Origin of the sequence: Cytophaga hutchinsonii ATCC 33406, assembly GCF_000014145.1 — a bacterium.
Classification (GTDB): Bacteria; Bacteroidota; Bacteroidia; order Cytophagales; family Cytophagaceae; genus Cytophaga; species Cytophaga hutchinsonii.
On sequence record NC_008255.1, the window covers coordinates 4,048,207 to 4,064,366 of the forward strand.

Annotated in this window: 12 protein-coding genes; all 12 read left to right on the plus strand. The window is 35.4% G+C overall.

Translation table 11 applies throughout. The features are described 5' to 3' along the window. The first annotated feature begins 95 nt into the window (after positions 1 to 95). The 12 genes from CHU_RS17000 (at position 96) to CHU_RS17055 (ending at position 16,134) form a co-directional block, all read left to right on the plus strand. Positions 96 to 3,422 carry a DUF4175 family protein gene (locus tag CHU_RS17000; protein WP_041932473.1) on the plus strand — a complete coding sequence of 1,109 codons (3,327 nt, stop codon included), beginning with the start codon at positions 96 to 98 and terminating at the stop codon, positions 3,420 to 3,422. Between the two features lie 106 nt (positions 3,423 to 3,528). Next, positions 3,529 to 3,930, plus strand: a complete 402-nt coding sequence (locus tag CHU_RS17005; protein WP_011586840.1) for an ATP-binding protein — start codon at positions 3,529 to 3,531, stop codon at positions 3,928 to 3,930. A 2-nt stretch (positions 3,931 to 3,932) separates the two neighbouring features. Continuing rightward, a complete protein-coding gene (ybeY, locus tag CHU_RS17010) occupies positions 3,933 to 4,364 on the plus strand; it encodes an rRNA maturation RNase YbeY (protein WP_011586841.1) in 432 nt (143 codons plus the stop codon). Between the two features lie 824 nt (positions 4,365 to 5,188). Further along, positions 5,189 to 7,054: a tRNA uridine-5-carboxymethylaminomethyl(34) synthesis enzyme MnmG gene (mnmG, locus tag CHU_RS17015; protein WP_011586842.1), complete on the plus strand. Its 1,866-nt coding sequence runs from the start codon at positions 5,189 to 5,191 to the stop codon at positions 7,052 to 7,054. Positions 7,055 to 7,056: 2 nt separating this feature from the next. Further along, positions 7,057 to 7,920, plus strand: coding sequence for a class I SAM-dependent methyltransferase (locus CHU_RS17020; RefSeq protein WP_011586843.1), 864 nt, complete (start codon positions 7,057 to 7,059; stop codon positions 7,918 to 7,920). Beyond that, on the plus strand, positions 7,920 to 9,476 hold the full coding sequence (locus CHU_RS17025; RefSeq protein WP_011586844.1) for an Ig-like domain-containing protein: 1,557 nt from the start codon (positions 7,920 to 7,922) through the stop codon (positions 9,474 to 9,476). The genes CHU_RS17020 and CHU_RS17025 overlap by 1 nt, the downstream gene beginning before the upstream one ends. A gap of 487 nt (positions 9,477 to 9,963) precedes the next feature. Beyond that, positions 9,964 to 11,736, plus strand: coding sequence for a tetratricopeptide repeat protein (locus CHU_RS17030; protein ID WP_238379306.1), 1,773 nt, complete (start codon positions 9,964 to 9,966; stop codon positions 11,734 to 11,736). Positions 11,737 to 11,943: 207 nt separating this feature from the next. Beyond that, positions 11,944 to 12,288 carry a type II toxin-antitoxin system HigB family toxin gene (locus tag CHU_RS17035; RefSeq protein ID WP_011586846.1) on the plus strand — a complete coding sequence of 115 codons (345 nt, stop codon included), beginning with the start codon at positions 11,944 to 11,946 and terminating at the stop codon, positions 12,286 to 12,288. 7 nt (positions 12,289 to 12,295) lie between these two features. After that, complete coding sequence (locus CHU_RS17040) at positions 12,296 to 12,856, plus strand: helix-turn-helix domain-containing protein (RefSeq protein ID WP_011586847.1); 561 nt, start codon at positions 12,296 to 12,298, stop codon at positions 12,854 to 12,856. A 32-nt stretch (positions 12,857 to 12,888) separates the two neighbouring features. Then, positions 12,889 to 13,533 (plus strand): DUF6498-containing protein, encoded by a 645-nt coding sequence (locus CHU_RS17045; protein ID WP_011586848.1) that lies wholly within the window; start codon positions 12,889 to 12,891, stop codon positions 13,531 to 13,533. 101 nt (positions 13,534 to 13,634) lie between these two features. Beyond that, positions 13,635 to 14,159, plus strand: coding sequence for a hypothetical protein (locus tag CHU_RS17050; RefSeq protein ID WP_011586849.1), 525 nt, complete (start codon positions 13,635 to 13,637; stop codon positions 14,157 to 14,159). A gap of 172 nt (positions 14,160 to 14,331) precedes the next feature. Further along, positions 14,332 to 16,134, plus strand: coding sequence for a UvrD-helicase domain-containing protein (locus tag CHU_RS17055; protein WP_011586850.1), 1,803 nt, complete (start codon positions 14,332 to 14,334; stop codon positions 16,132 to 16,134). The last annotated feature ends 26 nt before the right edge of the window (positions 16,135 to 16,160 follow it).

Sequence of the window (16,160 nt, forward strand, 5' to 3'; positions counted from 1 at the left end):
CTATATTAATCATTTAAAACCCGTAATAATTTCACAAGAAATATATTACGGGTTTTTTCTCATAACATACTATAGTATTTCAATCTATTGTATACATGGTGCATGACACAACATACGATGAGTTATTATCCAATCTCAGACAATACAAAAAGAAGTATTATCTAAACAGATTGGTGCGTGGTTCATTAATCACTATTGGATTATTGTCTGCTGTATTTTTAGCTCTTGCTCTATCTGAGCATTATGGCAGGTTTAATAGTATCGTCCGTTTATCTTTTCTTTTATTGCTTATGGCCAGTGTTGGCTATACATTAATCAGCTGGGTAGGAAATCCGATCATTAAGCTGCTACAGCTTGATAAGGCATTATCCAATGAAGAAGCATCCAGACAAATCGGACAATTTTTTCCGGAGATAAAAGACAAGCTTACCAATACGCTACAGCTTCATGCCAGTACAAACCGATCCAGCAACGATCTCATTCTGGCCAGTATCAAACAAAAGACAAAAGAGCTAAATACCTTTACATTTTCTGGTGCGATTGATCTATCAGAAAACCGTAAATATTTCAGATTTGTTCTACCACCTATATTTCTAATAATCATATTATTAATTGTTATACCAAGTTTATTAACAGATAGTGCAAACCGTATAATTAAATTTGATAAGCAATTTTTAGAACCGGCACCGTTTCAGTTCAATCTTTTGAATAAAAATTTGTCTGCCTACAAAAATGAAGATGTTGAGGTAGAGCTGGAATTGATCGGAAATGAAATTCCGGATCAATGTTATATTCTGATTCACGATCAGCGTTTTAAATTGAAGCGTAAAACCAACGGTGTTTTTACCTACGATTTTAAAAATGTTCAGCGGGAAGAAACATTTGCTTTCGAAGCTGCCGGTTTCAGATCTGCTGAATACAATCTTGATGTGCAGGTTAAACCTGATATCAAAGGCCTGGATATTGTTTTAAATTATCCGGCATATCTTAAGAAACCAGCTGAATCCATTAAAAATGGCGGAAACCTGACCATACCTGAGGGAACGACCGCCACGTGGAACATAGAAACCGTTCACACGGAAACCTTATTCATTTCTTTTGAAAGTGAAAAAGGGAAAGAAGTCAAAGGAGAAAAAGATGGAGAAACATTCCGTTTCAAAAAAACCATTCGAAACGATGATAAATACTCCTTGCTCGTTAATCAATCCAAACTAAACCAACCGGCACCGATACAATATAGTCTGCACGTTATTAAAGATCAGTATCCGGCACTATTGGTGGAAGAGTTCAGAGACTCTACCTTGATGGAAGCAATTCAATTTGGAGGTTCATTATCAGATGATTATGGAATTAATCGACTGCAATTGCATTACGTATTAAAAGATGCTTCTAAGAAACCGGTAAAAAAAGGAAGCAAAACTATTCCGATCGAAACCGGTAAGTCCAATCAGACTTTTTATTTCACATGGAACATTGATTCCGTTCAAATAAATCCGGGACAGGAGCTGGAGTATTATTTAGAAGTATTTGATAATGATGGCGTAAATGGTTCAAAAAGTACAAAGTCTTCCGTATTCTCCTGGAAAATACCAAGTAAAGAAGAGTTATCAGAAGAATTAAAAACTGCTTCAACGTCTGCATCCAATCAATTCCAGGAAGTGGCAGAACAAGCTAAGCAACTGCAAAAAGAAATGCAGCAGCTGGAAGAACGCCTTAAGTCTAAAAAGCAATTGAGCTGGCAGGATAAAAAAGCGATGGAAGAGATGGTTAAAAAGAATCAGGCGCTGGAAAAAGAGCTGGAAAAACTTCAGGAAAACCTTAAAAAGCTTCAGGAAAAACAAGATAAATTTGATCCTGCTTCTCAGGAATTAGCCGAAAAAATGAAGCAGCTGGAAAAATTGATGAATCAACTGCTGGATGAAGAGACGAAGAAATTAATGGCCGAACTTGAAAAATTGCTTCAGGAGAATGCCAAAAAAGAAGATTTAGACAAGGCGTTAAAAAACCTTACAAATAAAGATAAGTACCTGGAGAAAGAACTGGAACGTAATCTTGAACTTTTCAAGCAGATGCAGTTTGACCGCGAGCTGGAAAACAATATTCAAAAACTCGAGGAACTGGCTAAAAAAGAAGAGGAACTGGCGGAGAAAACACTGGATCAGAAAATACCAAAAGAAGAACTTGTTAAGGAGCAGGAAGAGCTCAACAAGGAGTTTGATCAATTAAAAGAGGAAATGAAAAACCTTGAAGAGTTGAATAAAGAATTAGAAAACAAAAAACCGTTAGAAGATCTTGATCAGGAGCAGCAGGATATTGATCAGGAAATGCAGAAAAGCAGCGAGGAATTAAAAAATAACCAGAGTAAAAAGGCAGGAGCTTCTCAGAAAGGTGCGGCAGACAAAATGAAAAAGATGTCTGAAAAAATGCAGCAGATGCAGCAGGACATGCAGGCTGAAGAAGCGGCTGAAAATATGAAAGATCTGCGGCAGATACTGGATAACCTGCTTCACGTTTCTTTTGATCAGGAAGCACTGATGAAAGAGTTCCGCAAGGTACAGCAGACAGATCCAAGATACATCACCCTGGGGCAGCAGCAGGTTAAATTAAAAGACGCAACAAAAATCATTAAGGACAGCTTATATGCCTTAGCGAAACGTGTTCCCCAGATTGAAGCATTTGTTACAAAAGAGGTTTTAGCCATGAACCAACATATGGATGCAGCCGTACAACACATTAAAGAACGCCGGCCGGATCTGGCTGCTGCGGATGAGCAGTATGCGATGACTTCTATGAATAACCTGGCACTGATGCTGAATGAAGTGTTAAAACAAATGCAGCAGGAGATGGCAAGCTCACAGCCTAAAATGGGTAGTGCACAATGCAATAAGCCTAAGCCCGGTGCTTCAGGAAAACCAAAGCCGGGTAATATGAGCCAGATGCAGAAGAGCCTGAGTGAAAAAATTGAACAGCTGAAGAAAAGCGGATTAAGCGGAAAAAGCTATTCAGAAGAATTGGCTAAACTGGCGGCAGAACAGGAGATGCTTAGAAAGTCTTTACAGGAAATGGAAAAGATGATGAAAGAGCAGGGTGGGAAGCCGGGCAATGAGTTGAAGCAGTTGAGTGATATGATGGAACAAACGGAACGCGATTTGGTAAACAAAAACATTACCAACGAGACCATCATGCGTCAGCGCGAAATCCAGACACGTTTATTAGAAGCAGAAAAATCTGTTCGGGAACGTGAGTGGGATAACACGCGCGAATCTAAAACTGCTGATCAGAAGCCAAACGAATATCCTCCGTCCTTAGAGAAATATTTAAAAGCGAAAGAAAAGCAATTAGAACTGATTAAGACGATTCCGCCATCATATACGCCCTATTACAAAGAAGAAATAGACGATTATTTTAAGAATCTCGATTAAAAAGAATAAAACATCTGATGTCTGCAGAACAAACTTTGAAATGACTGTAGACTTATTTTGTTATTAATTATCAATGAAATAACTTGCAATACAATTAAGAAAACACATGGAATCCTTGCGCATACAGATCCCTTCATTAGTAGAAAACATTCGCATCGTTGAAAGTTTTATTGATAATGTTAAAGACACGTTTGAAATAGATGATGATATCTATGGCAACATAATGGTTGCTATTACTGAGTCAGTAAACAATGCTATCCGACACGGTAATAAAGAAGACAATAAAAAGAACGTTACATTAACGGCTTCCTGTACAGAGAATGTATTGGTATTTACTGTTGAAGACGAAGGCCCGGGTTTCAATCCTGATACACTTCCTGATCCGACTGCTCCAGAAAACATTGAAAAAGTAGGCGGAAGAGGAATCTTTTTGATGAAGCATCTAGCCGATGAAGTTAAGTTTTCAAATGAAGGACGTAAAGTAGAGTTAACCTTTTTTAATAATTAGAATTGAAAGAAGAAACAATCTTCTTCTTTAAAGAAGATACTCAGTACCAATTAAGGCAACGTGCAGAAATACGTACCTGGCTGAATACAATTGCTAAAAAGGAAAAGTATTCCATCTTAGAACTCAACTATATTTTTTGTTCGGATGAATACCTTCTTCAAATGAACAGAGATTTTTTAGACCACGATTATTATACCGATATTATCACGTTTGATAATAGCGAAGTTAAAGGTAAAATAGAAGGGGATATTTTTATCAGCATTGATCGGGTTAAAGACAATGCACAGCTCCAGCATTCAACAGTTAAAGATGAGTTGCACCGGGTATTGGCACATGGTCTGCTCCATTTAACCGGATATAAAGACAAAACAACAAAGGAAAAGGAAATGATGCGGGCAAAAGAAGACGCATCCTTATCTTTGCGTAAATTCTGATTAATGCATTTACTGATAGATTCAAACATACTTATTCAATAATGAATCTATTAGGTTAAATAATATGTTCAGCTAGTAGCTGAAACGTGTATGTTTATACAGGGCAAATAGATAGTAAAGCAAACCTTATATGAAGTGCATGTAGATTCATTAAACATCGAAGCTATTAATCACAGTATATAAACCTGCCGGAAATCAGCGATCTTTCCTGATCCTGTTTCATACGAATCAATCTTCTCTGAATAACCATCTTTACAACTCTATCAACAGAAACAATCTAAACTTGTTTCTTTAGCATAATGAAGCACTCTGAATGATGTTAACAAACAAAAGCGTTGAATCAATATTAGCATTACCGTTTCATGAATGCATGAATAATAAAATGTTTTTCTTTATATGTTTCACGTGGAACATAAAGTCTCTAATTGATTTGATTTATCTGTAAGGGGCTTTAAGAAATAGGAGGATTAGAGAGGATTATAATTGCGAAGAAATAGACATCCTGCTGATGGTTAGGTTTCGGATTATTGAAGCGTACTTTGCTTTTAAAACGTTATCTGTTAAATGCATTGTTAATACTTATAAAAAATAAAATATGTTTCACGTGGAACATAAAGTTTAAAAAAGAATAAGTAATAATATTGGCATGTCCTTTTGTATACAAACATAACTGGACAGGACAAGGAAATACATAGCATACAATGTTTCACGTGGAACATAATACACACTGATATTTGATATGTATACAGATATTAATATAAAAAAATTAAAACAGATTGTTTCACGTGGAACAAAACTGAAATAAGTAATAAAATTAAAAGAATATGTTTCCTGAATACGATGTGATTGTGGTGGGTGCCGGTCACGCTGGTTGTGAAGCGGCTGCGGCTGCGGCTAATATGGGTTCTAAAGTACTGCTTGCTACCATGAATATGCAGACCATAGCACAGATGAGCTGCAACCCTGCAATGGGTGGGGTAGCAAAAGGACAAATTGTGCGTGAAATAGATGCGCTTGGAGGTTTATCAGGTATTGTATCTGATAAATCTATGATCCAATTCAGAATGTTAAACCGTTCAAAGGGTCCTGCTATGTGGAGTCCGCGTTCGCAAAACGACAGACATATGTTTGCCTGGGAATGGCGTATGCAATTAGAAGCACTGCCTAACGTAGACTTCTGGCAGGAGATGATCTCTGGCCTGATTGTTAAAAACGGGAAGGTGTGTGGCGTACGCACGGGTTTAGGAATAGAGATACCTTGCAAGTCTGTTGTACTAACCAATGGGACATTCTTAAACGGTATCATACATATAGGTGAAAAGAAACTAGGGGGTGGAAGAACGGGAGAGAAAGCAGCAACAGGTATTACAGAACAATTGGTTGAATTGGGCTTCGAAAGCGGCAGAATGAAGACTGGTACACCACCCCGTGTAGATGGAAGAAGTTTAGACTACAGTGTTATGCAGGAACAGGAGGGAGATGAAAACCCTTCCAAGTTTTCTTACTCTAAACAGACAACTTCTCTTACGAAACAACGCTCATGTCATATTACCTACACCAATCAAGCTGTACACGATACATTAAAAGAAGGTTTTGACCGTTCTCCGATGTTTACAGGAAGAATAAAAGGATTAGGGCCTAGATACTGTCCTTCTGTTGAAGATAAGATCAACCGCTTTGCTGAGAAAGAAAGACATCAGATCTTTGTAGAACCTGAAGGCTGGAATACGGTTGAAGTATATGTAAATGGTTTCTCTACTTCTTTACCAGAAGATGTACAATACAAAGCCATTCGTAAAATAGCCGGATTTGAAAATGCAAAAATGTTCAGACCGGGTTATGCCATTGAATATGATTTCTTCCCGCCGACACAGTTGCAATTAAGCTTAGAGACTAGATTGGTAAAGAACCTGTTCTTTGCAGGACAGATAAATGGTACTACAGGCTATGAAGAAGCAGCTTGTCAAGGTTTGATGGCAGGTATCAATGCACATAAAGCAGCTAAAGACCACGAGGCACTTATTCTAAAGAGATCTGAAGCCTATATAGGGGTATTGATAGACGACTTGGTGAATAAGGGCACAGAAGAGCCTTATAGAATGTTTACGTCGCGGGCCGAATACCGGATTCTTCTCAGACAGGATAATGCTGATCTAAGACTTACTCCAATAGGATATGAAATTGGTCTGGCAACAGAAGAACGCTACCAGGATATGCTTCTTAAGAAACACAACAGTGAAAAACTGGTTGAAGAAATTAAAAACACAAAGATCAAGCCTGAAACAGCAAATGAAATTCTCGAAGAAAATGGTTCTGCTCCGATTAAGGAAAAAGTAGTTCTTTACAACCTGCTTAAACGTCCAAACATGGAAGTTAGCCTGTTTGCAGAAAAAGTAGAGGAAATAAAAACCCTGATCGAACCATACACACAGGAAGAAATTGAACAGGCAATGATTGAAGTAAAATACAGAGATTATATTGATAAAGAGGAGCAGATGGCTCTTAAAATGACACAGCTTGAAAACATGGCTTTGAATCCTGATTTTGATTATAAAAAAATACAGGCATTATCACTGGAAGCAAGGGAAAAATTAAGCAAGCTAAAACCGGCAACATTAGGCCAGGCCTCAAGAATCAGCGGTGTTAACCCAGCTGATATTTCAATATTAATGATATACATGGGAAGATAATTATGAATCAAATTACTACGTGCAATTATTGTGAATGTGATGATCTGACTCCAATCTTACAGGTAACCGATCATAGCATTACCAATGAAAAATTTGAATTACTGGAATGCTTTTGCTGTGGCTTAATCCATACCAGCCCTCAGCCCTCTGAAACTGAAATAGGGAAATACTATCAATCGGATAATTACGTTTCTCATTCAGATACAAAGGAAGGCTTAATCAATAAGATTTATCACATTGCCCGAAAGATTGCATTAAACAGAAAAGCATCGATCATATCTGATTTTCATAAAAAAACATCCCTTCTGGATATTGGTTGCGGTACAGGATATTTCGCAGCACATATGCAACGTAGAGGATATACTGTTTCTGTTATGGAACCGGATCCGGGGGCAGCCGAACAGGCAAAACAGAAACTGAATGTTGATCCATATACAACACTGGAAGCTGTTCAGGGAACGTATAAAACCATAACCATGTGGCACGTTTTTGAACATGTACTTGATATTAATAAAACGTTTGAAAAAATAGAATCACTTCTTGATACAGATGGAGTATTAGTATTGGCAGTACCAAATCCGGAATCTCCGGATGCAAAATTATACAAAGAAAACTGGGCAGCTTATGATGTACCCAGACATGTGTATCATTATAAAAAAACAGTCATTAAACAGATTGCTAATAGATATGATTTAAAAGTACATTCTATTTTACCCATGAAAATGGATAGTTATTATATCAGCATGCTTAGTGAAAAATACAAAGGAGGAAATATTCTGAAGGCAATCTGGAATGGCTTGCGCTCAAATATTAAAGCAGGTAAACACAACACCTCTAGTTTGATTTATATTATAGAAAGAAAATAATGATCCGGATACTGATACTTCTTTTTTCCTGTTTGCTTTTTACACAATGTGCCAATATTGTACCACCAACCGGTGGGCCAAGAGATACAGAGGCACCAAAAATTATTTCTGCTTATCCTAAAAACGGACAGACTAATTATAAAGAAAACTTTATAACCATGACCTTTGATGAAGCTATTGTAGACAATCAATTAAGCTCAAAGATTCTTGTGAGCCCTACAATTGAAGGTTACTATACTGTTAAGATCAAAAAAAATACTGCTAAAGTAATCTGGAGAGATACCCTAAAAGAAAATACAACGTACAGTTTTAATATCATTGACGGTATTAAAGATAATACAGAAGGAAATTTATTAAAGAATTACAGCATTACTTTTTCAACCGGTAATGACATCGATTCCAACACAGTGAATTCAATTATAAAAAATATACCAGGTGCTGCACTCAATCCAAATTTAAAATTATTGCTCTTTGAAAAAACAGATTCAATTACGAATATATTAAGTAAAAAACCAGAGTACATAGGAATAGCTACAGATTCAGGAAAAGTCGAAATAGGATATATAAAAGAAAAAGAGTACACAGCTGTAGCAGTGGCAGATAATAATAAAAATAATAAATGGGATAAAAATGAACCTTTATCTGTAAAAAATATCATCGTAAAAGATAAGATAACAGAATCTTTTCAGATTCAGGAAACAATACTTGATACAGCTAAAGTACTTTCGGCAAATTCAGTAAATAAAACTATTAACATATTCTTTAGTAAAGGTTTACAGTATTTAAAAATAAAAGGTGAAGAAGGTGAATATATATATACAAAACTCTCAAGCAGAAAATACAGCATCGAAAATCAATACAATTTAACAGATACTACTAAAATACAAATTGAATATATTGATTCTGTGGGGATAAAAAGTGAATATGTAAAGAAAGTAAAATTCAAACAAATTGATTTACAAAAAGATAAAGACAGTATTATAAACATTTCAACTATCAACAAAAAGAAAAGTTTGAAGCAGGTTATTGATTCAATTCAATTTAGTACAGACAAATTGATTACTAAAATTGATGTAGAGGTTATAGCACCAAAAAATGTAACTTATACATTGACAAATAATTATAATAATTTTGTTCTTGTTTTAAAAGGTCAAAAGGAAAAGGATACTGTAGAAGTAGTTATTCCACGTGAAAGTGCAACTTCAATATATGGGGAATATAACAGAAACTATAAAGAAAAGTTTGGTACAGATAATGAAAAGAATTACGGAAATATTCAATTCGAATTAAAAACAAATCAGACAGGGTTTACCACGTATTTTAAAAATAGCAAAGATGAAATTGTTTATACTTCAACAGACAAACATAAAAATCAAATAAAAAACTTAGAACCAGGCGAGTATATATTATTTGTACATATTGATACAAACAAAGACGGATATTGGAATGCATACGATCCAATCAGCAATACACCAGCTGAACCGATCTATTATTTTAAAGAAAAACTGGTAATACGGGCAAACTGGGATTTAGAAGATATACAAATGATATTTTAAACAGCATTTATTAACAAACTGTAGATAAGCACATTTACCATAATTATTTAAAATAATTATCCATAATCAACCTGTTAATAAGCCTATAATTAAACACAATTCATGGTATTATATGGTGTAGTAGAAAATTGAATCGTGTATAAAATACAAGCATAAGAATAAGTGTTGATGAGTGTGTATATCCACATACAGAATAAACAAGTAGTGCTATGTTGATATAGGTGTATATATGTATTTAAGTAGTTTTTATAGTTGTTATCTAAAATATAAAATTCTAATTTACTGATACTTATTATATGGATAACGTGTTATTAATGTGTATATCGATTATTATTACTGTGCAAATCATATAATCAAGTGTGAATTCAAAAACTTATAAACGAATCCACAGCCTTAATAATAAAGACAAAAAATTTAAAAATTTTATTTTATAAAAATTATAATAGAAGAAATGATATATAGAATTCTTATAGTGATTTCAATTTTTATGATTTCTTTTTCCGGATTTGGGCAGACCGATTATTTTAAACTGGGGAAAGAATATTATAACAACGGGGAATATGAAAAAGCTGCTGCCACTTATTCCGAAGTTATAAAAAAGGAAGAAAATCTCCCGAAAGTATACGAAACATACTTGTCTACTTTATATAAGTTGAAAAACTATACCGAAGCAGAGAAGATCATTAAAAAAATGGTAAAAGTGGGTTCACCGGAAAATTATACGTACCGGATCGATTATGCACTATTTTATAAGCAACAGAATTTAACGGATAAAGCTGAAAAAGAATTTTCGGCTTTTGTTTCAGATATACAAAAGAATTCAACAGCTGTGGATATATCAGGTGCATATCTGCAAAAGCTGGGAGAGTATACCTGGGCAAAACAATTATACCTGCAGGCCAGAAAAAATTTCGACCGCTACGCGTATTGTTTTGAATTATCCTCCATTTACAACAGGCTTGGTCAGACTGAGAATATGTTTGACGAACTTCTAAATTATTTAAGCGTAAATCCGGCCTCACTGGAAGAGGTACAAAATACGTTTCAAAATGAATTGGATACAGATGAAAAATTTGCGCTGTTCGAAACAAAAGTTTACGACCGCATAAATAAAGACCCGAACGATATTGTTTACAATCAGCTTTTACTGTGGCTCAACTTGCAGCGCAAAAACTTTACAAAAGCATTTATACAGGCAAAGGCAATTGACAAAAGAAACCGTCAAACGGGAACAACGGTGCTGGAAGTGGGGAATATTGCACTGGAAAATAAAGATTACGATGCAGCCGGAGCCTGTTTTCAATATGTGTCTGATAATTTTAAAGAAAGCTTTAATTACAGTATTGCCAGAAGACTGTTGATACAGACACGTGAAGAACAGATTAAAAATACGTTTCCCGTGGATAAACAGAAAATTGTGGGACTTATCAGCGATTATAATCAATTGTTGAAAGAGAACGGGCGTACAGCCTATACACTGGAGAGTTTACGGAACATGGCACTGCTGAATGCTTTCTATCTGGACAAAAGAGATACAGCTGTCGTAATTTTAAAATCGCTGATCGAAAATCCATATACCGATAACCGCTTACGCGGCAAAGCCAAAATTGACCTGGGCGATATTTATCTGCTGACCGGCGAACCATGGGAATCGACATTATTATACAGCCAGGTGGAAAAAGATTTTAAAGAAGACCAGCTTGGCCACGAAGCAAAACTACGTAATGCAGAATTGTATTATTATAAAGGAGAATTTGTGCTGGCACAGGAGCAGCTAGATGTATTGAAACTGGCAACCACCCGCGAAATTTCAAACGATGCCATTCAGCTGAGTGTGTTTATAACAGAAAATTCCGGGCTCGATTCCACAACAGATGCTTTGAAAGATTACAGTGCAATACAATTATTGCTTTTCCAGCGAAAATACGATGAAGCTTTGCAGGCAGCCAATGCGCTGTTGAAACAGTATCCGCATCATGAATTAACGGATGATGTATATTGGCTGCAAGCTACAATCTTAAGACAGACAGGTAAACCAACCGAAGCACTGGAAATGCTTAAAAAAATATCGACCGGCTACGCCGATGATTTATTGGGTGACGATGCCTTATTTACATCCGCACAGATCTTCGATTATGATCTGAAAAATACAGAAAAAGCCATGCAGCTATATCAGGATTTTTTGATTCAGTATACAAACAGTGTTTATGTTACCGAAGCACGTAAGCGTTTCCGGATATTGAGAGGAGATAAGATCTAATCTGTGCATCATAACATCAGCCCACGACTCTAGTTGGGCAAGGAAGCATACATTCCGGATTTTGAAAAGCACCGCGATATCCACAAATGTTGTCAACGATGTTGACTGGAACATAAATATAAATAGTTGATTTTTAAATAATTATATTTTACACTTTTTAAAAGTTCGGAAATTATAAGAACTTTTTATACATTTATTTTGTTGTTTATGGAAATTATTGGCATAAAGAAACTTCAAAAGCTTAAAAATAAAAATTTAGGAAATGGCCGTCTTGCTAATGCTATTGATGAGTTATTACAAGAACTAGAAGTTAAAAATTGGAAAAACGGTAAACAATTAAAACAAGATAGACCAGATGCAGATCTTGTTCATAATGATGGATTTTATTTCTTTAATATAAATATTCATCGAACGATGATTTTGATTGAGTTTTGTGATGATGGACAAGCAACGATTGTATGGTGCGGAACTCATGATGAATATGAGTTAACATTTAAAAATAATAAAAAAACCATAGCAAACTGGTTAAAAAGTAAAGGATACACTAATTAAACATAAGATGAAAGAGCAAGCAGATTTAAGAATTATCTTGAAAAAGGGGATTCTTTCAGATGAATTAGAATTAGAAAGAGCATTAATTATGGATAGAAAACTTCGCTTGATGGTAAAGGAAAATCCAGAGCTTGTCGAATCCAGAAAGCAATTACGATCAATTATTAAAGCCTACGAAAATTTGAATTGGTCGGATGATACAAAAATTACTGATAGGCAAATAAAAGAAAGCGATAATGCTGAATTTATTGCTGAACATGAAAGATATTTTTTAGAAAAAAGAAAAGATGTAATAAAAGAGCAACTTAAGAAATTTGATCTAACACAACAGGATTTGGGCAAAATATTAGGTCATGGAAAATCTTATATGTCAGAATTAATGAATGGCATAAGCCCTTTTAGTAATAAAGACTTAATTATTATTCATAGGCTCTTTCATATTAAATTAGAATATTTAATTCCAACGTTTATTACTCAAAAAGAAAAAGAAAGATTAAGGATTTCATTGAACAAAATTAATAAACCAGAGTTGAAATTGGGGAAAGATGATTTAATAATTGTCCAATAATATGACACTTATCTTAATTGTTTTGAAAATCTATGCTGAATAAAAATCACACAGCTTACGTAATAGATATTCTGACGTTACTGTTTTTTTCAGGCTTAACCATTGTTGCAGTGGCTATGCATGAGATTACTATTTTTTATCTGATCTATGTTTTCTGGTGGGATGAAATTATTAAAACGGTTTCGGATCTGTCGCGTCTGATTCTGCGCAAACACGAAATTGAAGACCGGGAACAATTCAAAAACGATATCAAAACCCGGTTTTTTATGTTGTTTCTGTATTTCGTTTTTATCATCATCTGTTTTTGTTTCATGATCGAATGGAATACGCAAGAAGGGCTTTACAGAAATATAGAAATTCTGTTATTCAAAAATGTTTATTTCAATATCAGCCTGCTTTCCTTTGCTGCACGGGAGATCTATGTATACAGCAATAAAAAGCTTGTAAAAAATAATCTTGCCCGCACGGTCATGTCGAAAGGAGTTATAACCCTGCACCTTTCCATCATATTAGGAATTTTATTGTGGACAGTTGCAACAAAAAAATTGGCCTCGCTGCCATTTGAATTACAAAGCTACAGCACCATCTTAGCGATCGTCCCTTTTTTGACTATTAAGTTTTTATTTGAATGGTCGGAAATAAAGGCGAAACGGAAGGAAATGCAAAAGCCGGGATGAACCTACTAAGTTTCAAAAATTGCCGGCAATTCTTTGAATGCATTAATCAGCTAAGTACATTTATACATTATTTTCTTTTTAATTTTTAAACAACATGTTTTATGGCTATTACCACAAATGAAAAAGTTTTATCCGTTTGTACATTACGATACGATAAAAACAATACATCAAAAAATAATATCTGTACCCTTACTCCAACGAAACTCTACATCGCAAGAGGAGAGAATGTTAAAAGTATCAGCTTACAAGATATTTCAAGTATAGAATATTCAAAAAAAATAAACTGGAAATTAATAGGTATCGGTATTGCAGTTTTATTGTTTGCTTTTGCCAATCATGTATTAGGCTTGTTTCCCGCACAATCAGAAAGTCTTAATGAATTATTATTGGACGAAGAGTTTAGAAAAGCAGCGATGGAATGGAACGAGAGCAATAATCAGATATCTATGGCAATAACGATGATCGCTGGAATATTTTTGTATTTTGGATTCAAAAAGAAATCGTTTATTCACATTATTACGAACCGGGAAAATCTTTATCTGCGAGTATACATATTTACAGAAGAATATGAATCTTTTGTAAATATGTTAAACGATAAAATAGGATATGTAGGAGTTCCCTCATGATATAATGTATTTTAAGTATAATCAGATCAATAAATTTGTTAATTAAAAAAAGACTTCCATTTCCAGGTGGAAGTCTTTTTGATCACCGCTCCACAGAATACATTTATAAAGCTTTCAACCTTATATCGTATAGCACGATTAATTTCTTAAATTGAAAGTAAAAAGCAGGTTGATGGAATTTACCAAAGAACAGATTGAAATTATTAACTCCACCGGAGATATTAAGATCAACGCCGTTGCCGGTTCAGGAAAAACCACAACCATTATTGCATATGCAAAGGCTCGTCCGGCTTCAAGCAAAGTGCTTTACCTGGCATTTAATAAATCGGTGAAGCTGGAAGCCCAGAAAAAATTTACAGATCAGGGTTTGCATAATGTCAAAGTTGAAACGGCACATTCGCTCGCGTACCGCGAGATTGTTTTCAGATACAACTACCGCGTAAAAGCAAACGGATATAAGACACACGAGATCGTTGATATTTTAGGTTTAAAAAATAACGGCGACAAACACGCCGAATATGTTGCGGCTAATCACATCAATAAATTTGTTGCGTACTTCTGCAACAGCGACAAACAAAAAGTGCAGGAACTCAATTACCGGGATGTAGTTTTTGATGCCGAAGCGAAAGCATTTGTTTCAGCTGCATATGAATACATAGAAAAGAATACACGCCTGTTTTTGGCCAAAATGGATAAAGGGGAAATCGAAATCACACATGATTTTTACCTGAAAAAATTTCAGCTTTCCAATCCGCGTTTGTATTTCGATTATATACTGTTTGATGAAGGACAGGATGCTTCACCGGCTATGCTGGATATTTTTTTCAAACAGTCTGCTACAAAAGTTATAGTAGGAGATACCCACCAGCAGATCTATGGCTGGCGGTTTGCTGTAAACTCACTGGAGAAGGCAAATTTTAAAACACATCACTTATCCTCCAGCTTCCGTTTCAGTGCGGATATTGCAAAGCTTGCGATCGATGTACTGAACTGGAAAAATTTTGTTGCAGAAGAACAGCAGTTTTTCATCGAAGGAAAAGGCTCCGGAAAAGAGACCACCGTAAAAGCCATTATTGCCCGTACCAATTTAGGTTTATTGCTGAAAGCCATTGAATATGTTACCGAAAAGAAAAATGTTAAGCATATTTATTTTGAAGGTAACATACATTCCTATACGTATGCAGACGAAGGTACATCATTGTACGATGTGTTGAATCTGTATAATAAAAAACCTGCGCTGATCCGCGATAAGCTGATTGCGCAGATGAAGAACATGGACGAGCTGGAAGAGTATATCGAAAAAACAGAAGATGTGCAGCTCGGCATGATGATCGAAATCATACATGAATACGGAAACGACATTCCCAACATTTTAAAACTCATAAAAGAAAAACATGTTGGTAACGAAGAAAAGCATAAAGCGGAAATGATCTTTTCAACGGTACACCGCTGCAAAGGTATGGAATATGATTCGATACAGATTGTAAATGATTTTATTACCCAGGAAAAAATCGAGAAGCAAACCAAAGGTACACGCACCGATGAACAAATAAATATTTCTAAACTGAATGAAGAGATCAATCTGCTGTATGTTGCGGTAACGCGTACAAAAAATCTCATTCATATTCCGGAAACCCTGCTGCCTAAAAACGCGCTGCGCTCCGCGCAGATACAAGTCTTACGTGTACAGCCCGAAGAAGAGGAACGGAGAGCAGCACAGTCTGCCGCAAAATCAAAAAGTAAAAACCAGAAAGAACCCATCGGTTATTCAAAAGAAAAATCTGTTTCTTCGGAAGAGACGCGTGATAAAAATAAAGACGCGTACCAACCCTGGACACATGCGCTGGATCAGGAACTGGCGCAGATGTATCTGCAAGGAATCAGCCTGGGTGATATGGCCAAGCATTTTGGACGTACACGCGGAGCCATTGGCTCACGAATTAAAAAACTGGAATTGGAATATATTTATCGATAAAAAGGTGAAGAAAATTTTAATAATGA